Source organism: Candidatus Poriferisocius sp., from assembly GCF_965214065.1.
In the GTDB taxonomy this organism is placed as follows: Bacteria; Actinomycetota; Acidimicrobiia; order Acidimicrobiales; family Bin134; genus Poriferisocius.
This window is the reverse complement of record NZ_CBDCAT010000028.1, coordinates 1221998-1246974: the sequence shown is the minus strand read 5'-3', so window position 1 is coordinate 1246974 and position 24977 is coordinate 1221998. Positions and strand designations below refer to the sequence as shown.

The following is a 24977-nucleotide window of genomic DNA, read 5'->3' as shown; positions in this document are numbered from 1 at the left end:
CTGGACCCGTGTTGTCTCCGGCCCTCCCCCATCGGTAGACAGTCGCCATGCGACGGATTGCCATACGACTGCTGGGCGCATTTAGACGGATCACCCTTCTGATTCGGAAAATGCGGGGCAAGACCCTCGACGACGTGGCCGAACAGCGGGTGGTGAGCGGCAAGGCGTGGGAGGAGTTCTGCGATTCATTGAAAGCGGCGGGAGCGGCGATGAATTTCCCCGGCGCGCCGCGGGACCCGTTCAACCAGGCGGAGGGCTACCGGCACCTGAGCCGCCTGGCCCGTGCCGGGCTGTTGGCGTTCGTCGAACACGCCGATCCCAAGGCGCCGGTGATGCATCGCGTGGCCAACGAGACCACCAAGCTGGGCGCCGACAACCCCGACAACTACTACTACACGGCCTCGTTGGACGGGAGCTACGACTACAAGATCACCGGGCGGCGCAACACCATCGCCTACCTGAGCATCGGAACACAATCGGGCAATTACGGCCAGGGAGGCGGCTTGCCCCCCACCGGACACATCGAAGCCGACCAGATCGAGATGGATGCCGACGGTTGTTTCGAACTGATTCTGAGCAGCACCCCCCAAGATGGCAACTGGCTGCCGATGACCCCCGAGACCGGCACGTTGGTGGTGCGTCAGACCTTTGCCGACCGCAACACAGAAGTCCCCGCTGATCTGACCATCGAGCGCATAAACTCTGCTCCCGACGAACGCCAACCCTCACACCTCACCGCCAAGGCCTTGGATGAGGGGTTGAAGAAAGTCGGGGCGCTGGTGATGGGCGCACCGCTGCTGTTCACCAAGTGGGCTCGAGACTTCTCCAAGCACAGCAACCAACTACCGCAGTTCGACCCCGACGTGTCACTGAACGCTGGCGGCGACCCCAACATCACCTACTACCACAGCCACTGGGCCCTGGAACCCGACAAAGCGCTGGTGATCGAAGCCACTCCTCCCGAATGCGAGTACTGGAACTTCCAGCTCAGCAACTACTGGATGGAATCGCTGGACTACCGCCATTACACGATCCACACCAACAGCCATCTGGCCCAATGCGAAGCCGACGGGTCGGTGCGGCTGATCGTGGCCCACCGCGATCCAGATCTGCCCAACTGGATCGAAACTGCAGGCCACTTGCTCGGCACAATGTCGTTCCGCTGGGTGAGGGCCGCCGACACTCCCCAGCCTCAGTGCCGTGTGGTGCCGCTGAGCAGCCTGCGGAATTAGCGTGAGCAGCCTGCGGAATTAGCGTCTTGACGTCCACCGACTACCAGAGCCCCTATCGACCGATCCCCATCCGGGCGCTCAACCGGCTAGCCCGCGCCGGGGCGCGCATCGGGCTCTCCGGCCGCTTGGACATCGACAAATTGGTCAAACACGCGAGGCGCAAGACCGGGCTCTCCGACTTCGGCGACGACGGGCACTTGGAGGCCTTGCGAGTGCTGGTGGAGTCGATCAACGACGAGGCCCGGCTGACTCCCACTGGCCTGCTGATTCAAAAGTCCAGGCTGACCGGCGCGTTGATTCAGCGGCTGCGCATTCAAGACCTGCTCAAACGACACCCCGAAATCGACGACATCGACCTCGGCACGGTCATCGTGATCACCGGGCTTCAGCGCACCGGCACGACGCTTCTTCACCGCCTCATCTATTCCCACCCCGAGATCCGGGGCATCTCTGGCAAGGAAGCGCTTATACCCGTGGCAGCGGCTGATGCGCCTGAACGCGCCGAGCGATCCCGCAGGCGGCGGGCGGTGCTGGCCGAGCGGACCATCTCCTACCTGTCGCCTGATTTCATGGCCGTCCACCCCATCGACCGCGAACAGCCCGAAGAAGACGTACTGCTGCTCGACCTCAACTTCATGAGCCAGTCAGCCGAGGCCATCCTGCACGTTCCGAGCTATTCTCGCTGGCTAGCGGAACAGGACCATACGGCGACATACGAGTACTTCCGCCGAGTGTTGAAGGTGCTGACTTGGCAGCGGTCGGCCCGGGCCTGGGTACTCAAGACTCCTCATCACCTGGAGTATCTCGACGTATTGCTCAAGGTGTTCAGCGGTGCCACGGTCGTGCAGACCCACCGCGATCCCCGGGTGGCCGTCACCTCCTTTTGCAGCATGGTGGCCCACGGTCGGGGCATGTTCAGCGATCATGTGGACCCGACCGAAATCGGACGCCACTGGTGCGACAAGACCCACCGAATGCTCGAGCGGGCCATGACGACGCGAGCAAAGACCCCCGGCGGTCGATTTGTCGACGTTTCGTACTACGACCTGACCCGCGACCCGATGTCCCAACTCCGGCGGATCTACGCGGTGTCAGAAATCGACTTCGGCGACGAAGCCAAGGAACTGGCTGATCATTACGTGGCCGCGAACCCACAGAACCGCTTTGGAAAGCACCACTACCGGCTCGAACACTTCGGCCTGAGCGAGCAGATCATGGACGAGACATTCGCGACCTATCGGGACGCCTATGCCATCCCCTTCGAATAGGCCACGCCACGCTCACAGAGGGCCAAACCGTCCATGGCCAACGAGGTACCTTTAGCCATGGGTCAAGCACCGAAAAAGCGCACTGTGGCCAACGCGATCACCGAGGCTGTCCGCGACTTCCGCAATCTGAAGACACCTGATGTTGAACCAGTCCCCGACGACGTGCGGATCGACGGCAAGACATGTTTGGTGACCGGGGCCAACAGCGGCTTGGGCCGGGCGGCGGCCATCGAGCTGGCCAGACGGGGCGGCAACATGATCCTGGCCTGCCGTCCTGGCCACGACGACACCTGCGACGAGATCAAGGATGCGTCAGGATCGGACATCGTGGAGATGGTCGAGGTGGACCTGGCCGATGTCCGCTCCGTGCATCGTTGCTGCGACGAACTGAAGCGAAGCGGCGTGCGCATCGACATCGCCCTAATGAACGCCGGCCTGATGACGCCTACCGCGAGGGAGACCCCGCAGGGGTACGACACCATGTTCGCGGTCCACTTCTTGTCCAAGCGAGTGATGATCGACCGCTGGCTGAAAGACGGCGTCATCCGTCCCGCAGAACAGGGTGGCGAGCCGCCGAGGATCGTGTTCGTCTCATCGGAGTCGCACCGATCCGCCGACGCCATTGAATTCGATCGCTTAGGCGAGTACTCCGAATACGGGATCAAAGAGAGCATGCGGCACTACGGCCTCAGCAAGCTGGTGTTGAGCACCTATGCCACCGAGCTGTCGCGCCGCCTGAACCCGAGCGAATCAGCCGACGTAGCCGTGCACGCTTTGTGCCCGGGTGGGGTCTCCACGAGAATCGCCCGCGACGCTCCGGCGTTGCTGAAGCCGATCGTCAACCCGGCGTTGCGGCTGTTCTTCCGGTCCCCCGAGAAGGCCATCGCGCCGATCATCTATCTGTGCTGTGCTCCAGAAGCAGGAACATCTACCGGGATGTACCTGCACCTGATGAATCGCAAACAGGTGTCGGACAGCGCGGCCGATCCTGACAACGGTGCCAGGCTGTGGGAGGCCAGCGAAGCCATAGTGGCGAAATACCGGAACGCCACCTGAACCCTGCGCCGCTGCCGAACCGAGCTATTTGTCGATGTCCCGGTGTATGACGAGGGGGCGGACACCAAGTTCTTCATTGTCGATGAGGCGGCGGTTGATGTCTTCGGCCACGAACACCGAGCGGTGGTGGCCCCCGGTGCAGCCGAAGGCGATGGTGAGATACGACTTGCCCTCCCGCACATAGGCGGGCACCAGCATGGTCAACAGGTCCTCAGTCTTTTGGAGGAAGGTCTCGGCCATGGGCTGACCGTTGAGCAGGAAGTCCTTCACCGCCTCGTGTTGGCCGGTGAGCGGGCGGAGCTCCTCCACCCAGTGGGGGTTGGGCAGAAAGCGGCAGTCCAGCACCAAATCGGCGTCGAGCGGGATGCCGTGCTTGAAGCCGAACGACATGATCCTGGTGGTAACCGACCCGGGGCCAGCGTCGAGGTCGAACACCTCGTCGATGAAGCGGTTGAGCTGATAGATGCTGTACTCGGAGGTGTCCACCACCACGTCGGACTCGCTGCGGAGGTAGCCCAGAGCCTCCCGCTCGGCCTCGATGGCGTCGGACACCCCCATCGGCGAAGTGCCGGCGAACGGGTGTCGGCGCTTGGTGCTCTCGAACCGCTTGACCAGCTCTGGGGTGGAGGCGTCGAGAAAAAGGATCCGCACCGAGCCATCCGCAGATTCTTTGAGATCGGCCAGGGAAGGGGCCACCTCGTCGTGGTAGAGGTTCAGGCCGAGCACTAGGCCCACCCGGGAGACGCCGCTGTCGGGGGCGTCGGCGAACTCTCGAACCTTGGGCAGCAGGGCGGGGGGCAGGTTGTCCACCACGTACCAGCCCAGGTCCTCGAAGTGGTTGGCAGCCTGTGATCGGCCGGCCCCCGACATCCCGGTGATCACGACGAACTCGGCCACCACTTCAGGCTAATGGCCGAGATGAGGCCGCTCTGGCTATTCCCGAATCGCGGGGTTGAAAGGGCGGACTAGGCCGACTGGGTCTCTTTCCGGCACACCAGCACCAGCAGGCGGGGAATGGTCTGGGCCTGGGAGTATTCCGGGGCCGCAGCCAGAAAACCCGGTGGCGGTGCGGGCTCCAGCATGCGGTCGATGGCCAGCCCTGCGTCGCGCAGTGCATTCACATAGCGGCTCAGCGGGCGGTGTACGAACGGTAGGAATACGTCCTTTTGCACCTCTTCGATCATCACGCTCTCCCGCAGGTACGGACCGATCCGCCAGTATTGCTCGGGCGGGTCGAGAACGTGGTCGTCGATCCAGCCGCTATCGGGCGTTTGCAGCAGCGGATGGTTCAAGAACAGCAGGAATCGCCCGCCGTCGCGCAGTATCCGGGCAGCCTCGGCCACTGCGCTGTCCATGGCGTCGATGTGCTCGAACACCAAGCAGGCCACCGCGGCGTCGAACGACTGACCGGGCAGCGGCAGCGCTTCGGCCTGGCCTTTGGCGTAGACCGGTCCCCCGGCCCGGCGGGCGGCCTCGGCTACCTGGGCTCGGGTGGGGTCGACCCCGACCACCAGGGACGCTCCCAGCCCGGCCGCCAGTCGGGAAAGCTGCCCCTCCCCGGCGCCGATGTCCAGCACCCGGTCGTACCCGGCCAACAGCTCAGCGGCCAGCGGGACGATCAACTCGGCGTACTCGGGGTCGGCTCCTTCGGTGCACTGTTCTTGCCACCATCCGGCGTGTTGCTCCCACAGGCTTTCGCCTGGGAGTTCTGAACTCATTGCAGGCCGTGGAGCTTTTCGTACACGGCATAGGCCACGGTGTCGGGAAGCCAGCTCAGCGCCAAAAGGTCATCCAGCGAGGCCTGCTCTACCGCTCGCACCCCGCCCAGTTCTTTGACCAACCGGGTTCTGCGGGCCGGGCCTAGGCCATCGATGCCGTCCAGCGACGATTTGGTCATCCGCTTGCCCCGCAGTTGGCGGTGGTAGTCGTTGGCGAAGCGGTGGCTCTCGTCCCGGATTCGCTGAAGCAGATAAAGGCTCTCCGACGGCCGGGGTATCTCCACCGGGTGGGCCTGGCCGGGCACGAAGACCTGCTCGAACTCCTTGGCCAGCCCAGCCGGAAAGATCTCCCCATCGAGGCCCAGCTCGGCCAGCACCCGCTCGGCCACGCCTAGCTGGCCCTTGCCGCCGTCCACCACCAGCAATTGCGGCGGATAGGCGAACTTTCCCCGCTCCTCCACCGGGCGTTCTCGCTCAGCCAGGTAGTTGGCCAGCCGACGGGTAAGTACTTCCTCCATAGCCGCGTAGTCGTCGTTGCCCTTCACCGTGCGCACCTTGAACCGTCGGTACTCAGATTTGCGGGGCAGCCCGTCTTCCATGACCACCATCGAGCCCACGTAATCGGACCCCTGTAGGTGGCTCATGTCGTAGCACTCGATCCGCAGGGGGGCCTCGGGCAGGCCCAGGCACTCTTGAAGGTCGTTGAGTGCCCGGGCCCGGCTGTTGTGGTCGGAGGTCCGCTTGAGACGGTGGCGGGCAAACGCATCGGCAGCGTTTCGGGCCACCGTCTCTTGAAGCTTGCGCTTGGCCCCCCGCTGGGGAACCGAGATGCCCACCTTGGAACCCCGCTGCTCCCGGAGCCACTCCTCGTACAGATCTTGGTTGTCGGGCAGGTCGGGCACCAGCACCTGCTTGGGGCCGCCCAGCGGGTTCTCCTCGAAATACAGACGCTCCAGCACCCGGCTCACCAGCTCGGGGCGGCTGAGCTGGCCGGCTTTGTCCACAATGAACCCTCGGCGGCCCATCACCCGGCCCTTGCGTACGTAGAACACCTGGCAGGCGGCCTCCAGCTCATCGTCCACCAGGCCGACCACGTCATAGTCCTCCGAGCGGCCCCCCACCATCTCTTGGCCCTCGATGGCCTTGCGCACGCTGGCCAGCCGGTCTCGGCAGCGGGCGGCCTGCTCGAACTCCAAGGCGGCTGCGGCTTCGGCCATGTCGTCCTCCAGCCGCTTCACCACCTCGTCGGTGTCGCCGCCGAGGAAGGCCAGCAGGTCGTCCACCATCTGGTCGTAGCGCCCCCGCTCCACTTCGCCCACGCACGGGCCGGCGCACTTCTCGATGTGATGCAGCAAGCACGGTCGTCCCAGCCGGGCGTGGTGGTTAAACTTATTGTCGCTGCATGTGCGGATGGGGAAGGTGCGCAGCAGTTGGTCGAGGGTCTCGCGGATGGCGTAGGCGTGGCCGTAGGGGCCGAAATAGCGGTTGCCCTTCTTCTTCCGTCCCCGGATGACCATGGCCCGGGGCCACTCGTCCACCATGGTCACGCACAGAAACGGGTAGCTCTTGTCGTCCCGGTAGCGGACGTTGTACCGGGGCTGGTGCTCCTGGATGAGGCTGTACTCCAGCATCAGCGCCTCCACCTCCGTGTCCACCTGAATCCACTCGACTGATTCGGCCTCGGCCACCATCTGGGCGGTGCGGGGTGGCAGGTAGGCCGGGTTCTGGAAATAGCTGCCCAGGCGGGACCGCAGGTTCTTAGCCTTGCCCACGTAGATGAGCCGTCCGTGCCGGTCCTTGAACTGGTATGAACCCGCGGTGCCGGGGATGGTGCCAGGGGGCGGGCGGTTCAACATGCTGGTTCCATCCTATGAGCCGAGCAGCCGTCGCCTGTCTTCTGGTAAGGGCTCAACTTTCCCCTTTTCTTTGGGGGATTGGGGCGGATATGATTTCTATCCACGCCGGCCAGGTATCCGGCGACATATCTAACTCTGAGGCCGACATCCCCGTGGCGAGGCGACCTGGCTGTCCCCACCGGCCGCTAATTGGAGTTCTCCTACCTCACGGAGGTTCTCAATAAAATGTTGCGCCTGCAGCGACCGCTTCCTGAGCGGTACACAACGGCATCGTCCGAGCAGTTGGCGGCCTGGATTGGCGACGCCAAGAAGACTCTGGGCGACCGGCTGTTCATTCTCGGGCACCACTACCAACGCGACGAGGTCATGGCGTGGGCTGATGCCCGGGGGGACTCCTTCCGCTTGTCGGTGCTGGCCCAGCAGCGCCCCGAGGCCGAGTACATCGTGTTTTGCGGCGTCCACTTCATGGCCGAGTCGGCCGACATCTTGACCGGCGACCACCAACAGGTGGTGCTCCCGGATTTGAATGCGGGCTGCTCCATGGCCGACATGGCCGACATTGATCAGGTGGAAGAGGCCTGGGAGGAGCTGGACCGAGTGACCGACATCGACCGAGTGGTGCCCATCACCTACATGAACTCGGCCGCCAACCTGAAGGCTTTCGTGGCCCGCCACGGCGGTGCGGTTTGCACGTCGTCCAACGCCCAGGCGGTGCTCGACTGGGCGCTGGAGCGAGGCGACCAGGTGCTGTTCTTCCCCGACCAGCACTTAGGGCGCAATACCGGGTTCGACATGGGCTACGACGAGAGCAACATGGCGGTGTGGAATCCCCGCTTCGACCTGGGCGGGCTAACCGAGGCCCAGTGCAAGGAGTCGGTGCTGTTGCTGTGGAGGGGACACTGCTCGGTGCACCAGCGGTTCCAGCCCGACCATGTGGCCGCCTTCCGGGCCGAGCACCCCGACGGGATTGTGGTGGTCCACCCCGAGTGCAGTCGGGAGGTTTGCGCCCTGGCCGATCAGGTGGGCTCCACCGACTACATCATCAAAGCGGTGGCCGCGGCACCGGCTGGCTCGGTGATCGGGGTGGGCACCGAGATCCACCTCGTGAACCGGCTGAACGACGAGACCCCGGACAAGGCGGTGGTGTCGCTTGACCCGCTGATCTGCCCGTGCTCGACCATGTTCCGCATCGACGCCGCCCACCTGGCCTGGACGCTGGAGGGACTGGCAGAGGGCAAGATCCGAAACCGCATCACTGTGGATCCCGAAATTGCGGATGATGCCCGCATCGCCCTCGACCGGATGCTGAGTATTACCTAGTTCTCTCGCTCCACGCTCAGCTCGGCGTAGCGCTCCACCGCGTGGTGGTAATGCTGCAAGCTCGGCTCGTTGCGCCCGAAAAGCACCTCGGCGGTGGCCCCGCTCTTGAGGGCATTTTGGATCTGGAAGCCCACCCAGTAGTCCTCGTCTCGTACGGCTTGCAGCACTAGGGCGCTGAACTGCTCGGCTATTTTCCGCTCCTCATCAGAGGACGGCTCGTGGCGGCACAGCACCGTCTGGATGGTGAGGCTGGTGTCGACGGTCGGGCCCGGAAACAGCTGGCTCAGCAGGCAGAAGTCGCCCAGGATCCCGGAGATGGATACGTTGGGGAAGATCGAGTGGATCAGGCGGATGTGCTCATCGAGGTTCCACTCGTCCTCGGCTTGGTCGACCAGCTTGGGCAGCGACTTGCGGCCGAACACGATGCGCTGGTGGGGACCCCAGGTATCGTGGGCCATGAGATTGCCGATGGTGTTCAGCCCGACGGTCTTGGGGTGGAGCCGCTCCTGGTGGTAGCCCTCCAGATATCCGTCCCATGCCACCTTCCAGCCGGGACCGTCGAGGGTTCGCTGCTCGAAGATGTGCCACTGGTCGAGGTCGAGGGCGGCGACGTAGGGGGCGAAGTCGCCCAGAAAGGTGTCGATGTCGAAGGTGACGCCGGGGGTAAGGCAGGCGAACACGAAGCCGGCCTTCTCGGCACAGGCCAGCGGGGTGAGCGAGAGGTGGTCCCGATCGACGTCGCCGAAGGTGTGGGCGCCGAACATGCCCACCAGGTCGCCGGCGGTGTCGTAGGACCAGGCGTGGTAGGGACAGCTCAGCCGTTGAGCCGACCCCGACCCGGGCTCGCATAGCGGCGAACCCCGATGGCGGCAGACGTTCAGAAATGCCCGGGCCGCGCCGTCGGCCCCTCGAGTGAGCAACACCGGAACGCCCATGACGTCCATGGCCTTGTAGGTGTCGGGGCCGGGGAGCTCTGACCCGAGGGCCAGCGCGAGGGGCAGATGCTTGAAGATTCGGTCGGACTCGAATTCGAACCGGTCTTGGTCTGAGTAGGCCTCGACCGGCTGGCGCATCACGTCGGGGGCCAGATCGGTGGTGTTGTCCTGCCACAGATCGAAGACCCGGCGGGTCAAGTCCCGTATCGCGTCGTCGGTGTAGGCCATCAGTCAACCCTACCCAGTGGGGAAATCTGATTTGGAACCAGACTGGGCGGCTGTTGCGGCCCTTCTCTACGGCTGGCAGGCCAGGTATTCCTCGCGCAGGGGCTTCTTGTAGAGCTTGCCGGTGGGCAGACGGGGGAAATCGGACCGGAAGTCCACCACCCGGGGCACCTTGTAGCCGGCAAGGCGCTGGCGGGCGTAGCTGCGCAGCTCCTCGGCTAGGGATTCGGACGGCTCGATTCCGTCCTCGAGCTGCACTACGGCGTGGACGTACTCCCCCATCTCGTCGTCGGGCAGGCCGAACACCGCCACGTCGGCCACCTCGGGGTGCAGCGCGAAGCAGGCCTCGATCTCCTGGGGGTAGATGTTGACCCCGCCGCTGATGATCATGAACGTGGCCCGGTCGGTGAGGTAAAGATAGCCCTCCTCATCGAGGTATCCGACGTCGCCTACCGTGGACCAGTTGTCGTGCTGGCGATGGCGGGAGTCCTTCGTCTTCTCGGCGTCGTCGTGATACTGGAAGGTTGTTGATTCCTGCTCGAAGTAGACGATCCCCGGCTGTCCTGGCCCCACCTCGCGGCCGTCGTCGTCGCAGATGTGGGGCACCCCCACCACCGCCTTGCCCACCGACCCCTTGTGGCTGAGCCAATCTTCAGCGCCGATGAAGCACAGCCCGTTGCCCTCGGTGGCGGCGTAGTACTCGTGGACGATCGGGCCCCACCACTCGATCATCTGCTCCTTGACCGCCACCGGACAGGGTGCAGCAGCGTGGACCGCCATCTTCAGCGATGACAGGTCGTAGCGGTTGCGGACCTCTTCAGGCAGCTTGAGCAAGCGGATGAACATGGTGGGCACCATCTGGGTGTCGGTCACCGAGTACTGCTCGACACAGGCCAAGAAGCGCTCGGCGTCGAAACGGTCCATGATCACCAGCGTGCCGCCAAGCTCGTGTACACCAGCGCTGAACAGGAGCGGGGCCGAGTGGTACAGCGGCGCCGGGGTTAGGTACACCGAGTCTTCGCCCATTCCCAATAGGAGTTGCTCAAGCATGCCGATGCCCGAAATGCTGGCGTCGTGCACCTCGACGCCGGTCAGGGGTCTCAGGATTCCCTTGGGCTTTCCGGTGGTACCCGACGAGTACAACATCACCTCCCCTTTGGGCAGGCGGGCCAGGGGCTCAGCGGGCATGGAGGCCACTGCTTCTTCGTATGACTCGAAGCCGTCGGCGACGCTGTCGATCATCAGCTTGTGATGGCAATCGGGTATCAGATCGAGCAGTTGTTCGGCGGTGCTGGCCATGGCTGCGGTGGTGATCAGCATGGTCGAGCCGCTGTCGTTCACCAGATAGGCCGCCTCCTCGGGTGAGAGGTAGCGGTTGATGGTTGTGAAGTAGAGCCCCGAGGTCACCGCCGCCCAGTAGACCTCGTAGTAACGGGGATGGTTCTCGGCCAGGATCGAGATGTGGTCGCCCTCCCGCAACCCCCGGTTATACAGCAGCTGGGCCAGCCGGTTGGCCGCCTCATCCAACTCGCGGTAGGTGGTGACCTCCCCCGTTGCGGCCATGATCTGCGCCGCCTTGTCCGGCATGGTTTGGGCGTGCTTCCCCGGATACATGTGGTGGGTACTCCCCCTTGGTCAACTGCCAGAGGGAGAGTAGTGGCCCGTACTTGAAGCAGTCTTCCTACATCTCGTTGCAGCCCCGGAACCCGGGGTCGGGGCCACCGCGCCTGGGAGGGGCGAAGAAGTCGTTCTCGTCGTCATCAAGCCGGTTGCACTTGCGCAGCATCGCCCGCCGCTCAGCCTCCAGGAACAGGTAGCGGGCCACATCCTCAGGCGTGTCGTCGCTGGCAAACAGGTCGCTAGCCACCGGATCCCGCATGAGCTCGTGTCGGATGTCGTCCTTGGTGACCACCGTTCCGTCTGGACCAACGGCCCGCACCTTCTTCAACTTCCGCCGGTACCACTTGTTCCTCAAGAACGGGTACAACAACCCCAGATTGAACATCATCAACCCGATAGACCCGTACGACGCCACCATCAGGCCCGTGCCCATCATCAGCTTTCCTCGTTGTGCAAATTTCCTGGGCGCCCTGATCACGGGGTGCGATAGTCTTTGAGATTTACTGATATTACAGATATTATTCTATAAGTCAATAGCCCAGCTGGGAGAACGACATACTTGATGAGCAGATTAGACCCGCAAGTTGTCTCACCAGAGAAACACTTTCGCCCGCGGAGACCGCGACGAAAGAGCTTGGGCGACACCAGCTAAGGGCAGTGCACAGTTAGCCTGCCCGTGTGCCCGATAATGGTGAGAAGCCGAATAACGAGAGCGTGAAGACGTTAGGCATCTTCATAACCGTCATCTTGGCAGGAGCGGGGCTTTTGCTGGTGGCCGCCGCGTTATTCACAGATGTGTTCGACCGGGGCGGCTCGGACACTCCCGAAGATGCTGTGTCGCGGTTCCTCGGAGAAGACACAGACCAAGGTCTGATGGCCAGGGTGGTAGCGGTTGCTCCGTCGGAGCTCACGGCTGCTGTCGGCGTGGTCATGGACACCGCCCAAAGCGACGGGGAAGGCATCGAGGACGAGATACTCGGATTCCTTAGCAGCATCAGATTGAGCGCATCCGACATGGAGATGGACGCCGAAGAGCTTCACGAAGACGTGGCCAAGGTGTCGGTCACCAGCGGGACGCTCACCGTCGGCTACGAGGAAGACGGCAATCCACAGGAAACAGCGATCTCCGTAGAGCAGATGCACGGAGACATGGTTGAGATGATCGAGGACATCAACAAGGCCGCCGACACGTCATGGCTCCGCCTGACCCCTCCCGCCGAGATGTTCCTGATGACCGTGAAAAACGGCGGCGGATGGTACGTGAGCCCGACCTATACGGCAGCCGAATACGGGCGCATAATCCTGGACCTGCCCGAAGCCGACTACTCGCGCTCTCGGGAAGCCGCCTCGCCAGGCGCCGATTCCCCGTCCGCTGTGATCGAGGACATCGTGGACCGAGTGAACGCTCTGCCCGTGCAGGCCCACTGGGATGCTTTGACCTCCAACGATTATGAGCGGTACGGCGATGCTGGCGCCGCGCTCATCCCGCCCAACGAGCTCGGAGCGCTGATCGACTACCTGCCTGCCTATCGGGCGTTGGAAGACAGGCTCGAAGACGCGCTCTCTGAAAGTCTGGAAGGCATCTCCGACCATGCCATCGAAGACCAGACGGACATTCTCTCCGCCATCCGCGTGACGGGGACGCTCTCACTGGAAGTCGATATAGCAGAGGCCATGCAAAGTGGTGGCACGGCCACGCTGCACTTCACATCTGGGCGACTCTCTGGGGACGTGCTCGTAGACATCGACGATGCCGCTGCCCAAGACATAGGAGGCACAGGTCCGGTGGGCGTGGAAGTCGAGGTCGAATGGCAGGGACTGTGCCTCTGGGGCTCCGCCACATTCACCGATGCCTCACAACCTTCGGAGACCTCCACTTTCAATGAATGCCTGCCCGAGGACTCCCTGCCCGACGGCTTCAACGAGGTTTTCGTCGTGGTCACCGAAGTGGACGGAAGCTGGCATCTCAGCTGGCTCCGAACGTTCGAGGAATACGCCAGGCTGTTCTTCTAACTCCCCCGACTAGGAACTAGAGGTCTACAGGGGTACGGATGTCAGCGACTTCGGCATCAAAGGGGTTAGGCCCCAGGCCCTCGCTTGCCTGCAACCAGGAGCCGCACGCTCTTTCCGAATTCCACCTGCCACGCAGCCGTGCAAGCTGTTTCCGGGTTGACGGTGATCCCCTTGGCGAGCAGTCGGCTGGCAACCTCCCGTTCCTGTTCTTCGGGGGTGTCGTATTCGAGGGCTGCGAGCACGCTGCGTTCTAGGCTTTCAGTGGTTTCGTACAGCCACGGGTCAATCTCGGGGACGGCGTATTTGCCGGTGAGCATGTTGACTATGGTGAGCGGCCCGGATGAGAGGCCGCGGTCGCAGCGCAACAGGATTCGGCGTCCGTCGTCCAACATGGCGTACTCGGTGAAGTCGAAATGCAGAGTGGTTCCCCCACCCTGGCCGGGAGTCTCATTGGCCAGTTCGCAGAACGCGGTCAGGGCGACGACTTTCAGCATTGCTTCCGCTAGTCGAAGTGCCGGCAGTTGATGTTCACGGCGTCCGTGTACTGCTTGTTGGGCGAGTCCGGCATGTCGACCGGGCCGAGTCGATCTCGCTCCGCGGGCCTTGCGGAATACCACTCCGAGCATGTCGTCGGCTGATCCGAGTTCCGTAAGGGTCTTGTCGTATTGGGCTTCAATCTGCTCTCCCAACCGGTCCAGCCTCAGTGGGCACCTCCCTCACCGCCACTCCCCTGGCGGCGGCCACCGCAGCGTGCTGGTAGTCCTGCACCTCCCAACCGCACTCTGCCAGCTGCTCGTCGATCGCCATGCGGGCACGCGCCTCTGGGTTGAGGTATTCAGACGAAGCGGTCATCTGCTGTTAGGACTATCAGCCCGAGAGTCTGGGCGCTGACTGTTGTGCCATCGGGTAGGCGTGCTGACGGGCAAGTGTAGATGAGTCAAGACAAGCTGTCACAGGTGGTGGATATAGTTCCATTTATGGCTGATGAGGCTTTGACCAGGGAGTTTGAGGTCACTGTGGAGGTGCCGGAGACGGACCCGACGGAGATGTCGGGGGCCGAGCGGCGGGTTGCATTGGTTTCGGTGGGGCGGGTTGAGGCGCAGTTGGCCGGATGGAAATCCCGTCTTATCAGGGCGGAGCGGGAGCAGCACGGCGAGGAAGCCGCCGAGCGGGTCTTGCGTGATGAACTCCAATCCTCTCGGCGGGAAGCCTCACGGGATGTGAAAACCTCGACCCAATTTGCGGAACTGCCGGCAACCTCGGCGGCGCTGGAGACGGGTTTGATCCCTCCGGGTCATGCTCGATTGATTGCTCGTGCAGCTTCGGAGGGCCCGATTGATGAGGCTGTGCTGACCGAGGCCGCCAAGCGGGAGTCCTTTGACAAATTCGCCAAGACAGTGCGCCGAAATCAACAGGAGATGTCAGAAGACGACGGCCAGTCGATCTTGGACCACCAGAGGCAGAAGCGCTCGGCCAAGGCATTCCTCAGCCGAGAGTCCGGGATGTTTGTGCTCTCAGGCGAGTTCGACCCAATGACCGGCGCTCGCATCGACACGGTTCTGGCAGCCAAAGAACGCGAACTGTGGAACGCGGAGGATCCCAGAGCTCGCCGTACTCCACGACAGCGCATGGCCGACGCGCTGGCCGAACTGATCCTTGAGCCCGGCAAGGGCAAAGCCAAGGGGACCGCTTTGATGGTGGTGGCCGACTACGACGTGATCAACCAAGAGCTGGTCAACGCCCGCCTGGCCGACGGCACCCCGATTCCGACGGCTGAACTGATTCGGCTGGCCTGTGAGGCCGACCTCCTGCCGGGCGTGTTCCGAGCCGCTACCCAGGAGATGAACCTCGGACGCAAGCGACGCACGGCTTCTGACCTACAGCGTGCCGCTTTGATCTACCGAGACAAGGAATGCATCGGCTGCGGGACCAGCGCCCACCGATGCTTCGCCCACCATGTCCGGTTCTGGAACAACGGCGGGCCGACCGACATGCCCAACCTGGTGTTGGTGTGCAACAAGTGCCACCACAACATTCATGACGAGCACTGGGAAGTCACCCAAGATCCCGAATCCATGCGCTTCAACGTCGAGCCTCCGCCTGACCCTTTCCCCGACACCGGAGTCGACTCATACCGACCATCCCAGTGCAACCCGATTCTTCTCAGCTGAGAAACCGATTGCAGGGCATCCCGGCAATGCCCGCGGCCCAGTATTTCAATGAATCCCAAGATTCTGCATAGCTGCTGGCTCCAAACCGGAAATCGCACCTTGAAAACTGATTGGTGGCCTTGACTACCAGGAGCAACACCGAAATGGCATGCTTTCCTCAATGACCAAGCCACAGGGAAAAGAGGATTGGTGGACCGTTCGCTACCGCACCCCCCGCGAGGCGCTAGCCGCGTTTCTGTCGACGTTCATCATTTGTTTCTTGATGGTTTTCTTGCGCCAGTGGTTTGAGTGGAGCTCCCCTGCCTATCTAGGAATTGTCGTCCCCGTCTTCGTTCTCAGTATCGCAGGGTGGCTCACTTGGCAGCGATGGGGCCGTGCCGCATTCCCGCTGCGCCCTCCTTCGGACCATTTAACATGACGCCATGGGACAGTTTGTGCCCACGCGGAAGGTTTCGAGAATGCTGACGGCGGGGATTGATCATGTCGCCACCATCACGAAGGACTCGGATCGGCTTCAGCGGTTCTATGTGGAGAGCTTTGGGGCCACGATTGAGTTTGACGGGCCGGAGTTTCCGGGCGGGCCCCGGATGTCGATTATCAACATCGGGCCGGACTGCGAGCTGAACGTGTTCGAGATCGAGGGGAATGCCGAGGCCGACACCCAGACGCCTATGTATGGCCGGGGGCGGATCGACCACATTGGGTTCTTGGCGGCCAGCTTGGAGGAGTTCTCGGAGATCAGGAACCGGTTGATGGCATCTGGTGCTACTGATGGGATCGTCACGGTGTTCGGGCGGAAGCTCAGCATGTTCTTCCGGGACCCCGACCGGATGGAGTGCGAGGTGCTGGTGGCCAATCCCGATTTCGACCCCGGGAACGTGATATTCGGCGAGCCTTCGGCCCTGTTTCAGTAGAAGCGGAAGGACCGGGCTAGTCGGTACTGGCTACTCGGCTGCGCGCCTTCGTCGGACCGTCACAAGTGCGGCGGCCACCGCAGCTGCTGCCGCCACCCCCACGCCGACGAAGATTCCGGCGTTCCCCCCTCCGCCGCCGTTCTTGCCGGTGCTGGCTGCGGCGGCGATGGTCTCGGTTGGCGCGGGAGTCGGGGCGGGGGTCGCAGCCCTGGTGGGGGTGGGCGTTGGCGCAGGGGTTGGGGCAGCCGTGGGCGCCGGGGTTGGGGTTGGCGTCGGGGCAGTCGTTGGGGTTGGGGTTGCGACCACCGTTGGAGCCGCCGTGGGGGTTGGCTCTGGCTCTGGCACGATGCCGCGGAAGGGGCCGGTCACCTCGTAGGTGACGCCAGTGGACTTCCCGGTTATCTCCGAATCGGGGAGGACTTCTTCCGCATTGTTGAGAGCCGGACCGCGCTGGCTGGAGAAGTAGAGGCGGTCGCGCCGGGGGTTGAAGACTGGGCCGGTTATCTCTGACCCATCCTGGTCCAGGATGCGCAGGAACGGGGCGACTTCGCCTTCGGGGGTGATGATGACGATTTCCATGTTGCCGCCGTCTTCAGCCACGTACACGTCGCCGCTGCCTGCGTCCACGGTGAGGTTGTCGACTCCTGAGAGGATTGCGGTGCCCTCCGAAACCATGGCCGGGTCGGCCTCGTAGACCCGGCTATAAGTCTGGTCGGCGGTGTTGATGGCGTGGATGATGTTGTCGAACTTGGTCGACCAGAACACGACATCGTTGTGATACCAAATGCCCTCGCCGCCCAAGAATGCTGTCGCCTCACCTGGCAGCTGTTGGCGGGTGAGCGTTTCGGTGGCCGAGGGGTCGGGCACTTCTATCCAGCTGACCGTGCCGTCTTCGTCGACGCGGGCGGCCTCGAGCAGGCCCTCGCTCAGATCGGGGTAGTTGGCGGGGGTGAACCGGTAGAAGAGGCCGTCGAATTGGTCTTCGGTCATATACACCTGCTGGCGGTCGGGATCTACCGCGGCCGCCTCGTGGGTGAAGATCCCCATCGCCGGACGCGACACCGACGGTGTGGCGCCGGTGGGGTCGCACTCCCAGATCACCCCGTAGCCGTTGAAGTCCTCCTCGCCCGACAGGAAGGTGCCCCATGGGGTCGGCCCGCCACCGCAATTGGAGTTGCTGCCCTCCAAAAGTTGGTAGGCATCGAGGATCTCCCCTTCGGGGCCGTAGTGGATGGCCGAGACACCGGCAAACCCGGGGAGGAACACCTCGCTGTTGACCGTGTGGTACCAGCCGCCCTCTCCGTCATCGAACACGGCCGCCCCATCGGGGTAGACGCGCCATCGGTAGTCGCTGTCCCCCACCGGCTCGCCGGCTATTGCCACGATCCGGGAAGTGAACCCAGGGGGAAGGAGGATTCCGTTCTCGTCGGGTTCGATGCCATTCAGGCTGCCGTAGGGGCCAGACCCGGGCTGGGCGCCTACTGCACTTCCCACCAAGGGCACAGCGACCGTGCCGCCAGCAGCGACAACGGCACCGCGCAAGAAGCTGCGGCGATCCATGGGCTCACCATACCCATTTGGTTTGATGGCTGCTCTTGTACCCACACTTGGGCACCGTCAAGGGCGGTCGGAGCCGCTTTCAGATGCCCAGCACGGGGCGGAGGAACTTGCCGGTATAGCTGTGGTCGGAGCGGGCAACGAGTTCTGGGGGGCCTTCGGCGACGACGGTGCCGCCGTTGTCGCCGCCTTCGGGGCCGAGGTCCACAATCCAGTCGGCCGTTTTGATCACATCCAGGTTGTGCTCGATCACCAACACGGTGTTGCCCTGCTCCACCAGGCGGCTGAGCACAACAAGCAGCTTGCGGACGTCGTCGAAGTGGAGACCGGTGGTGGGCTCGTCGAGGATGTAGATGGTGTGGCCGGTAGAGCGCTTGGCCAGCTCGGAGGCCAGCTTCACCCGCTGGGCCTCGCCTCCCGACAGGGTGGGGGCGGGCTGGCCCAAACGGATGTAGCCGAGGCCCACGTCCACCAGGGTCTGCATGTGGCGGGTGATGGCCGGCTGGTTGCCGAAGAACTCCAGGGCATCGGCGCATGACATGTCCAGCACCTCGGAGATGGTGCGGCCCTTGAACTCGATGTCGAGGGTGTCGCGGTTGTAGCGGGCCCCTTTGCACACCTCGCAGGGCACGTAAACGTCGGGCAGAAAGTGCATCTCGATCTTGATGGTGCCGTCGCCCGAGCAGGCCTCGCACCGGCCGCCCTTGACGTTGAAGGAGAACCGACCGGGCATGTAGCCCCGCACCCGGGACTCAGGCGTCTGGGCGAACAGCTTGCGGATGTGGTCGAAAACGCTGGTGTAAGTGGCCGGGTTCGACCGGGGGGTGCGGCCGATGGGCTGCTGGTCGATGTTGATCACCTTATCGAGGGCCTCGGTGCCGTCGATGCCCTTGTGCAGTCCGGGCGGGATCTTCGACTTGTAGATGCGCTGCATCAGCGACCGGTACAAGATGTCGTTTACCAGGGTGGACTTGCCCGACCCCGACACCCCGGTGACGGTCACGAAGCAGCCCAGCGGGATGTCGACGTCGATGTCGGCGAGGTTGTGCTCCCGGGCACCCCGGATGGTGAGCCAGTCGTCGCCGGGATTCCGGCGAGCTTCGGGCACCGGGATCGACTTGCGGCCCGACAGGTACTGGCCGGTGAGCGACTTCTTGTTCTTCAGCAGGGCGGCCACCGGCCCGGAGTGGACCACGGTACCGCCGTGCTCGCCGGCGCCGGGGCCGATGTCCACCACGTAGTCGGCCACCCGCACGGTCTCCTCGTCGTGCTCCACCACCAAAACGGTGTTGCCCAGGTCGCGCATCCGCTCCAGGGTGTCGATGAGGCGGCGGTTATCCCTCTGGTGCAGCCCGATGGAGGGCTCGTCCAGCACGTAGAGCACGCCCACCAAGCCGCTGCCGATCTGCGATGCCAGACGGATGCGCTGGGCCTCTCCCCCGCTGAGGGTGCCGGCTGAGCGGCCCAGGGTCAGGTACTCCAGCCCCACGTCGAGCAGGAACTTGAGGCGAGCGTTGATCTCCTTGAGCACCTGCCCGGCGATGGCTTGATCTCGCTCCGACAGCTCCAGTGAGGCCAAGGCCGCAGCCGCATCCCGGATCGACTGCCCGCACACCTCATCGATGGTCCGGCCGTCCACAGTGACGGCCAGCGACAGCGGGTTGAGGCGGGCGCCATCGCACCCCGAACAGGGCACCTCCCTCATATAGCCCTCGATCTGGGCCCGCACCGCGTCGGAATCCGACTCGCTATGGCGGCGCTGGAGGTAGGGGATGACCCCCTCATAGCGGGCGTTGTAGCGGCGGACCCGGCCGTATCGGTTCTTGAAGCGGACCTCGGTGCGCTCATTGGCGATGCCTTTGCCGTACAGCAGCAAGTCGTGGTGCTGGCGATCCAGGCTCCCCCACGGCTGGTCCATGGGGATGTCCCGGTCCTCGGCCACCGACTCCACTAGGCGCTTGAAGTACTGGTTGTGGCCCTTGGCCCATGGGGCGATGGCGCCGTCCTCCAGGCTCAGGTCGGGATCGGGGATCACCAGCCGGGGGTCAACCTCGAACACCGATCCCAGCCCGTCGCAGTGCGAGCACGCCCCATACGGGGAGTTGAAAGAGAAATTGCGGGGGGCGAGCTCCTCGAACGACTTGCCGTCAGAAGGCCGGGACAAGTGCTGGGAGAAGGTGATGGTCTGGGGTTCTTCGTCAGAGTCGGGGGCCTGGGGCATGACCATGAGCTCGGCCACGCCCTCAGCCAGCCCTAGCGCGGTTTCCATCGACTCGGTGAGCCGGCGCTCGATGCCCTCTCGCATAATGAGCCGGTCGACCACCACCGAGATGCTGTGCATCTCATAACGGGCCAGGTCCAGTTCGTCGATGCCGTTGCCCAGCTCGATCAGGTCGCCGTCTACAATGGCCCGGGCGAACCCGTCGGAGGCCAGCTCGGCCAAGAGCGTGTCGTAGGTGCCCTTGCGGCCCCGCACCACCGGGGCCAGCACCTGGAATCGGACTCCCTCGTCCATCTCCATCACCCGGTCCACGATCTGCTGGGGGGTCTGGCGCACCAGGCGCTCCCCCGTCTCGGGGTCATGGGGGATGCCGATGCGGGCGAACAGGAGCCGCAAGTAGTCGTACACCTCGGTGATGGTCCCTACCGTGGAGCGGGGATTGCGAGATGCGCTTTTCTGGTCGATGGAGATGGCCGGGGACAGTCCGTCGATGAAATCCACGTCGGGCTTGTCCATCTGGCCGAGAAACTGCCGGGCGTAGGCCGACAGCGACTCGACATAGCGGCGCTGGCCCTCGGCGTAGATGGTGTCGAAGGCCAGCGACGACTTGCCAGACCCGGAGATGCCGGTGAATACGATGAGCTTGTCGCGGGGTATCGTCAGATGGACGTCGCGCAAGTTGTGCTCACGCGCCCCATGTATGACGATCTCGTCGGCCACGCAGTGAACTTATCGGCCAGCGCTGGCAACTGAGACAGGAGAGACGGAAAGAGCCGGAGAAAAGCGATCTGATCAGCCCCATGCCCTATCCCCACGTGTTCCAGCCTCTTGACATCGGCGGCTGCACCCTGCCCAACCGCATCGTCCGGGCCGCCCACAGCACCGGCGCGGTCGGCGAAGAACTGATCGCCTACCACGAGGCCCGGGCCAAGGGGGGCGCGGCGCTCACCATCCTCCAGATCGCCGGCGTCCATCCCACCTCACCCACCGACATCCCGGTTTACACCGACCGAGTGCTGCCGTTCTACGACGAGATGGCGGCCCGCCTCCACGCCGCGGGCGGCAGGGTATTCCAGCAGCTTTGGCACGGGGGGGCGGCCATCGAGCAGCGATCTCTCAGCAATTTCCAACAGCCGCTGGCGCCCAGCCCTATTCCCAGCCCCATGGTGGGCGTGGTTCCCCAGGCGCTGACCACCGCCATGATCGACGAGCTGGTGGGGGCGTTCGCCGCCGCTGCCCGGCGCTGCGAGCAGGGCGGGCTCGACGGGGTGGAACTCCACGGCGCCCACGGGTATTTGATCGGCCAGTTTCTGTCCCCTGCCACGAATCTGCGCGACGACCACTACGGGGGCAGCCTGGAGAACCGCACCCGCTTCTTGCGGGAGGTCCTGGTCGCCATCCGGGCCGAGACCAGCCCAGGCTTCCCCGTCGGCCTCCGCATCTCGGCCGACGACCAGATCGAGGGCGGGGTCGACCCCGAGGAGGCAGCCGCCATCGCCAAGCTGGTGGAGCCTGACATCGACTTCCTGGACGTGTCGTTGTCGTCGTACTGGCGCTTCCACCGGCTGCTGTCAACGCTCGACGAGGGACTGGGTTATGAGGTGCCTACCAGCGAGGTGGTCACCAAGGCGGTGGACGTGCCCACCATCGTCACCGGCCGCATCACCACCGTTGACCACGCCGAGCACCTGATCAAAAGCGGCGTGGCCGACTTGGTGTCCATCGTGCGGGGGATGATCGCCGACCCCGACCTGGTGGCCAAAGCCCGCGACAGCCGGGAAAGCGAGATCCGGCCGTGTATCGGCACCTCGGTGGGCTGCGTGGCCCGGTTCATGGTGGCCGGCAAGATGCGCTGCGTGGTCAATACAGCGGCCGGCCAGGAGACGAAGGTGCCGTTCGAGCCCATCGACCGAGTGGCCGAGCCCAAGCGGGTGCTGGTGGCTGGGGGTGGACCAGCCGGCTTGGAGGCAGCTCGCACCGCTGCTCTTAGAGGCCACGAGGTGATGCTCTATGAGATGACCGGCGAGCTGGGAGGGCAGGTGCGGATGGCGGCCTCAGTCCCGCCCCGTTCCGACCTGGGGGCGATCACTGCTTTCTTGGCCGACGAGCTCGACCGCCTAGGGGTGACCGTGCGGCTCCGCTCCCATGTCGATCCCGATGTGGTGGCCGAGGAACAGCCCGATGAGATGGTCATCGCCACCGGCACCACACCTCGTCGGGGCTTTCAGATCTCCGCTCCGTCGAACCCGATCCCCGGAGCCGACCTGCCCCACGTCTACACGAGCTGGGAGGTGCTGGGGTTCGGCGGACGGGCCGCCATCGGCCAAAGGGCAGTGGTATACGACGACACCGGCACGTTCGAGGCCATCTCGGTGTGCGACGCACTGATGGCCGCCGGGGCCGAGGTCGCCTTCCTCAGCCGCCACGAGCAGCTTGGGGCGACGATCCTGTATCCGGCTGCCACTGTGGAGGCCAGCCGGGAGCGGCTGTTCAGCGGGCCGTTCTCATTCACCCCCACGATCGCGCTACGGGAGATCACCCCAGAGGTAGTCATCGCCCGCGACCTGGGCACTTACACCGAGCGGAGTTTCGACGCCGACACCGTGGTAATCGTCAGCTATCACGACTGCAACAACGAGCTGGCCGACTACCTTCGCGCAGAGATGCCTGGCAAGGCTGGCGCCCCGCGGTTCAACATGCACCTAGTGGGCGACGTGAACGGCACCAATAGCATCATGGCCGCCATCCACGCCGGCGCCCGGGTCGGCCGGGAAATCTGAGAGATCACCAGAGTCATTAACAGCCAACACAGTAGGTAGCATCAGTTCGGTGAGCAGCTTGGGGGACTCGGCCTTTCGGATGGTGTCGTCGTTCGAGCCCGCTGGAGATCAACCTAAGGCGATTGCGGCGCTTTCTGAGGGATTGAGGCGGGGCGACCGGTTCCAGACCTTGCTGGGCATCACCGGGTCGGGCAAGAGCGCCACGGTGGCCTGGACCATTGAGCAAGTGCAGCGGCCCACGCTGGTGCTGGCCCCCAACAAGTCGCTGGCGGCCCAGTTGGCCAACGAGATGAGGGAGTTCTTTCCCGACAATCGGGTGGAGTACTTCGTGTCGTACTACGACTACTACCAGCCCGAGGCCTACATGCCGACCTCCGACACCTATATCGAGAAGGACTCGTCGGTGAACGATGAGATCGACAGGCTGCGCCACTCCACCACCGAGGCGCTGCTCACCCGCCGCGACGTGATCGTGGTGGCGTCGGTGTCGTGCATTTACGGGTTGGGGGCGCCCGAGGAGTACGAGAACCTCCTGTGCATCTCCAGAGTGGGCCAGAACTACGACCAGCGGGATCTGCTTCGTCGGCTGGTGGACATGCAATATGAGCGCAACGACGCCAACCTGGTGCGGGGTCGGTTCCGGGTGCGGGGCGACGTGATCGAGGTCCATCCCGCCTACGAGGAATATGTGGTGCGCATCCAGCTATTTGGCGACGAGGTGGAGCAGATCACCACCGTCGACCCGGTGACCGGTGAGCGGCTTGACACCCTGAGCGAGGTTGTGGTGTTCCCGGCCACCCACTATGTGGCCGGCGAGGAGCGGATGCGGCGGGCCATCGAGGGCATTGAGGCCGAGCTCCAAGAGCGGCTGGCCTGCTTCGACAAGGAGGGAAAGTTGCTGGAGGCCCAGCGGCTGCGGATGCGAACCACCTATGACCTGGAGATGATGCAGGAGATCGGCTTCTGCAACGGCATCGAGAACTACTCCCGCCACATCGACGGCCGGGCTCCGGGCGAGCGGCCCTTCACACTCCTGGACTACTTCCCCGACGACTTCGTCACCGTGATCGATGAGTCGCATGTGGCCGTGCCTCAGCTCCACGGCCAATTCGAGGGCGACCGGAGCCGCAAGCTGACCCTGGTGGAGCACGGCTTCCGGCTCCCATCGGCAGCCGACAACCGACCGCTGCGGTTCGAAGAGGTCATGGAGCGGGTGGGACAGGTCGTGTTCTTGTCGGCCACGCCCAGCGACTACGAGCTCAACGTGTCCGATCAGGTGGTGGAGCAGATCGTGCGCCCCACCGGGCTGGTGGACCCCGAAGTGCAGGTGCGCCCCACCAAGGGGCAGATCGACGATTTGATGAAGCTCATCGAGGGCCGCATCGATCAGGAGCAGCGGGTGTTGGTCACCACGCTCACCAAGAAGATGGCCGAGGATCTCACCGAGTATCTGCTGGAGCTGGGAGTGTTGGTCCGCTACCTGCACAGCGAGGTGGACACCATCGAGCGGATCGAGATCCTGCGCGACCTGCGGCTCGGGGAGTTTGACGTGCTGGTGGGCATCAACCTGCTGCGGGAGGGCCTCGACCTGCCCGAGGTGTCGCTGGTTGCTATCCTCGACGCTGACAAAGAGGGGTTCTTGCGCAGTGAGACCTCGCTGATCCAAACCATCGGCCGGGCGGCCCGCAACGTGGACGGCCAGGTCGTCATGTACGCCGACATGGTGACCGACTCCATGAAAAGGGCGATCTCGGAGACCCACCGGCGGAGGGGGTTGCAGCAAGCCCACAACGAGCTGCACGGGATCAACCCCCAGACCATTCGCAAAGCGGTGAGCGACATCCTGGCCGAGCTGCGCCCCGCCGAGGACGGGGCGCCCATCCCCGGCAGCGCTCAGCGATCCCGCACGATGGACCGGTCTCGGCGCAGCGTCGAGGTGATCGACCTGGACTCGGGGGGAATCGAGCGGCTCATCCACACCCTCACCGAGGAGATGAACGAGGCCGCCGCCGACCTGAAGTTCGAATATGCCGCCCGCCTGCGCGACGAGATCAAAGACTTGCAGCGCGACCTGCGGGCGATGGCCTGAGC

General features: G+C 64.0%; 19 protein-coding genes. 9 read left to right on the top strand and 10 right to left on the bottom strand.

Annotated features, from left to right (window positions below):
* The first annotated feature begins 47 nt into the window (after positions 1–47).
* Genes ACOOGG_RS17205 through ACOOGG_RS17195 form a run of 3 tightly spaced genes read left to right on the top strand, consistent with a single transcriptional unit; the run spans position 48 to position 3556 of the window.
* Positions 48–1232: a DUF1214 domain-containing protein gene (locus ACOOGG_RS17205; protein WP_420437293.1), complete on the top strand. Its 1185-nt coding sequence runs from the start codon at positions 48–50 to the stop codon at positions 1230–1232.
* A 26-nt stretch (positions 1233–1258) separates the two neighbouring features.
* Positions 1259–2500 (top strand): sulfotransferase family protein, encoded by a 1242-nt coding sequence (locus tag ACOOGG_RS17200; protein ID WP_420437291.1) that lies wholly within the window; start codon positions 1259–1261, stop codon positions 2498–2500.
* Positions 2501–2557: 57 nt separating this feature from the next.
* Positions 2558–3556, top strand: a complete 999-nt coding sequence (locus tag ACOOGG_RS17195) for an SDR family NAD(P)-dependent oxidoreductase (RefSeq protein WP_420437289.1) — start codon at positions 2558–2560, stop codon at positions 3554–3556.
* Between the two features lie 24 nt (positions 3557–3580).
* On the opposite strand, the gene rapZ is transcribed toward ACOOGG_RS17195, so the two are convergent.
* From rapZ to uvrC, 3 genes are all read right to left on the bottom strand, one after another.
* On the bottom strand, positions 3581–4453 hold the full coding sequence (rapZ, locus tag ACOOGG_RS17190; protein ID WP_420437287.1) for an RNase adapter RapZ: 873 nt from the start codon (positions 4451–4453) through the stop codon (positions 3581–3583).
* A gap of 68 nt (positions 4454–4521) precedes the next feature.
* Positions 4522–5274 (bottom strand): class I SAM-dependent methyltransferase, encoded by a 753-nt coding sequence (locus tag ACOOGG_RS17185; protein ID WP_420437285.1) that lies wholly within the window; start codon positions 5272–5274, stop codon positions 4522–4524.
* Entirely contained in the window at positions 5271–7130 is a 1860-nt protein-coding gene (uvrC, locus tag ACOOGG_RS17180; protein ID WP_420437283.1) for an excinuclease ABC subunit UvrC, read from the bottom strand. Before uvrC ends, ACOOGG_RS17185 begins: the two co-directional genes overlap by 4 nt.
* Positions 7131–7355: 225 nt before the next feature.
* On the opposite strand from uvrC, the gene nadA reads away from it, so the two are divergent.
* Entirely contained in the window at positions 7356–8450 is a 1095-nt protein-coding gene (gene nadA, locus ACOOGG_RS17175; RefSeq protein WP_420437281.1) for a quinolinate synthase NadA, read from the top strand.
* On the opposite strand, the gene ACOOGG_RS17170 is transcribed toward nadA, so the two are convergent.
* The 3 genes from ACOOGG_RS17170 to ACOOGG_RS17160 all read right to left on the bottom strand — a co-directional run bounded on the left by ACOOGG_RS17170 (position 8447) and on the right by ACOOGG_RS17160 (position 11666).
* Positions 8447–9613 (bottom strand): aromatic ring-hydroxylating oxygenase subunit alpha, encoded by a 1167-nt coding sequence (locus ACOOGG_RS17170; RefSeq protein WP_420437279.1) that lies wholly within the window; start codon positions 9611–9613, stop codon positions 8447–8449. The genes nadA and ACOOGG_RS17170 overlap by 4 nt on opposite strands.
* 66 nt (positions 9614–9679) lie before the next feature.
* The gene (locus ACOOGG_RS17165) at positions 9680–11224 is read right to left on the bottom strand and encodes an AMP-binding protein (protein ID WP_420437277.1); all 1545 of its coding nucleotides are present in this window, start codon (positions 11222–11224) and stop codon (positions 9680–9682) included.
* Positions 11225–11291: 67 nt separating this feature from the next.
* Complete coding sequence (locus tag ACOOGG_RS17160; RefSeq protein WP_420437275.1) at positions 11292–11666, bottom strand: hypothetical protein; 375 nt, start codon at positions 11664–11666, stop codon at positions 11292–11294.
* Positions 11667–11908: 242 nt separating this feature from the next.
* Here ACOOGG_RS17160 and ACOOGG_RS17155 point away from each other — a divergent pair, with 242 nt between their 5' ends.
* On the top strand, positions 11909–13243 hold the full coding sequence (locus tag ACOOGG_RS17155) for a hypothetical protein (protein ID WP_420437273.1): 1335 nt from the start codon (positions 11909–11911) through the stop codon (positions 13241–13243).
* A gap of 65 nt (positions 13244–13308) precedes the next feature.
* Here the strand turns inward: ACOOGG_RS17155 and ACOOGG_RS17150 are convergent, their stop codons facing one another.
* Positions 13309–13932 (bottom strand): hypothetical protein, encoded by a 624-nt coding sequence (locus ACOOGG_RS17150; protein WP_420437271.1) that lies wholly within the window; start codon positions 13930–13932, stop codon positions 13309–13311.
* Complete coding sequence (locus ACOOGG_RS17145; protein ID WP_420437269.1) at positions 13916–14095, bottom strand: hypothetical protein; 180 nt, start codon at positions 14093–14095, stop codon at positions 13916–13918. The genes ACOOGG_RS17150 and ACOOGG_RS17145 overlap by 17 nt, the downstream gene beginning before the upstream one ends.
* A 125-nt stretch (positions 14096–14220) precedes the next feature.
* Here ACOOGG_RS17145 and ACOOGG_RS17140 point away from each other — a divergent pair, with 125 nt between their 5' ends.
* Both ACOOGG_RS17140 and ACOOGG_RS17135 read left to right on the top strand, forming a co-directional pair.
* Positions 14221–15414, top strand: a complete 1194-nt coding sequence (locus tag ACOOGG_RS17140; RefSeq protein ID WP_420437267.1) for a DUF222 domain-containing protein — start codon at positions 14221–14223, stop codon at positions 15412–15414.
* Between the two features lie 458 nt (positions 15415–15872).
* Positions 15873–16328 (top strand): VOC family protein, encoded by a 456-nt coding sequence (locus ACOOGG_RS17135; protein ID WP_420437265.1) that lies wholly within the window; start codon positions 15873–15875, stop codon positions 16326–16328.
* 30 nt (positions 16329–16358) lie between these two features.
* Here the strand turns inward: ACOOGG_RS17135 and ACOOGG_RS17130 are convergent, their stop codons facing one another.
* Together ACOOGG_RS17130 and uvrA are read right to left on the bottom strand one after the other, a co-directional pair.
* On the bottom strand, positions 16359–17888 hold the full coding sequence (locus ACOOGG_RS17130) for an alkaline phosphatase PhoX (protein ID WP_420437263.1): 1530 nt from the start codon (positions 17886–17888) through the stop codon (positions 16359–16361).
* 79 nt (positions 17889–17967) lie between these two features.
* Positions 17968–20826 (bottom strand): excinuclease ABC subunit UvrA, encoded by a 2859-nt coding sequence (uvrA, locus tag ACOOGG_RS17125; protein WP_420437261.1) that lies wholly within the window; start codon positions 20824–20826, stop codon positions 17968–17970.
* Positions 20827–20906: 80 nt separating this feature from the next.
* On the opposite strand from uvrA, the gene ACOOGG_RS17120 reads away from it, so the two are divergent.
* Both ACOOGG_RS17120 and uvrB read left to right on the top strand, forming a co-directional pair.
* Positions 20907–22886, top strand: coding sequence for an FAD-dependent oxidoreductase (locus ACOOGG_RS17120; RefSeq protein ID WP_420437259.1), 1980 nt, complete (start codon positions 20907–20909; stop codon positions 22884–22886).
* Positions 22887–22965: 79 nt separating this feature from the next.
* Positions 22966–24975 (top strand): excinuclease ABC subunit UvrB, encoded by a 2010-nt coding sequence (gene uvrB, locus ACOOGG_RS17115; protein WP_420437643.1) that lies wholly within the window; start codon positions 22966–22968, stop codon positions 24973–24975.
* Positions 24976–24977: the final 2 nt, after the last annotated feature.

Bases quoted from the DNA above. Each gene is read 5' to 3' on its own strand.
- ACOOGG_RS17205 (WP_420437293.1), top strand. From the start codon at position 48: ATGCGACGGATTGCCATACGACTGCTGGGCGCATTTAGACGGATCACC.
- ACOOGG_RS17195 (WP_420437289.1), top strand. From the start codon at position 2,558: ATGGGTCAAGCACCGAAAAAGCGCACTGTGGCCAACGCGATCACCGAG.
- ACOOGG_RS17185 (WP_420437285.1), bottom strand. From the start codon at position 5,274: ATGAGTTCAGAACTCCCAGGCGAAAGCCTGTGGGAGCAACACGCCGGA.
- uvrC (WP_420437283.1), bottom strand. From the start codon at position 7,130: ATGTTGAACCGCCCGCCCCCTGGCACCATCCCCGGCACCGCGGGTTCA.
- nadA (WP_420437281.1), top strand. From the start codon at position 7,356: ATGTTGCGCCTGCAGCGACCGCTTCCTGAGCGGTACACAACGGCATCG.
- ACOOGG_RS17170 (WP_420437279.1), bottom strand. From the start codon at position 9,613: ATGGCCTACACCGACGACGCGATACGGGACTTGACCCGCCGGGTCTTC.
- ACOOGG_RS17165 (WP_420437277.1), bottom strand. From the start codon at position 11,224: ATGTATCCGGGGAAGCACGCCCAAACCATGCCGGACAAGGCGGCGCAG.
- ACOOGG_RS17160 (WP_420437275.1), bottom strand. From the start codon at position 11,666: ATGATGGGCACGGGCCTGATGGTGGCGTCGTACGGGTCTATCGGGTTG.
- ACOOGG_RS17145 (WP_420437269.1), bottom strand. From the start codon at position 14,095: ATGACCGCTTCGTCTGAATACCTCAACCCAGAGGCGCGTGCCCGCATG.
- ACOOGG_RS17140 (WP_420437267.1), top strand. From the start codon at position 14,221: ATGGCTGATGAGGCTTTGACCAGGGAGTTTGAGGTCACTGTGGAGGTG.
- ACOOGG_RS17135 (WP_420437265.1), top strand. From the start codon at position 15,873: ATGCTGACGGCGGGGATTGATCATGTCGCCACCATCACGAAGGACTCG.
- ACOOGG_RS17130 (WP_420437263.1), bottom strand. From the start codon at position 17,888: ATGGATCGCCGCAGCTTCTTGCGCGGTGCCGTTGTCGCTGCTGGCGGC.
- ACOOGG_RS17120 (WP_420437259.1), top strand. From the start codon at position 20,907: ATGCCCTATCCCCACGTGTTCCAGCCTCTTGACATCGGCGGCTGCACC.
- uvrB (WP_420437643.1), top strand. From the start codon at position 22,966: ATGGTGTCGTCGTTCGAGCCCGCTGGAGATCAACCTAAGGCGATTGCG.